The sequence below is a fragment of the Acinetobacter sp. ATCC 27244 genome, from assembly GCF_000156555.1.
GTDB lineage: Bacteria > Pseudomonadota > Gammaproteobacteria > Pseudomonadales > Moraxellaceae > Acinetobacter > Acinetobacter haemolyticus.
In genome coordinates this window covers 1-355 of sequence record NZ_GG666009.1, presented here as the reverse complement: position 1 = coordinate 355, position 355 = coordinate 1, and the positions used below count along the sequence as shown (strand labels likewise).

General features: G+C 42.5%; 1 protein-coding gene. It reads left to right on the top strand.

The annotated features are described in order from the left end of the window. A partial coding sequence (locus HMPREF0023_RS16005; protein ID WP_034437750.1) for an IS5 family transposase occupies nt 1-355 on the top strand: 355 nt, incomplete at both ends.

Genomic DNA, 355 nt, shown 5'->3' with positions numbered 1-355 from the left:
ACTCGATCAGATTCCACAAGATGAGCAGATTGACTCTGTTTATACCGATGGAGCTTATGACACCAAGCAATGCCGTCAGGTCATTGCAGATCGGCAAGCGCATGCGGTGATTCCACCTAGAAAAAATGCGAAACCATGGAAAGATACAAAGATCAGCTCGCTAGAACGAAATGAATTACTTCGAACAGTTAAACGTTTAGGCAGGAGACTATGGAAAAAATGGTCAGGCTATCATCGACGAAGTTTGGTGGAAACCAAGATGCATTGCATTAAATTATTAGGCGATAAATTAATGGCAAGAAGCTTTCCTAGTCAGGTGAATGAAATTCATGCACGTGTAGCAGTCCTCAACAGG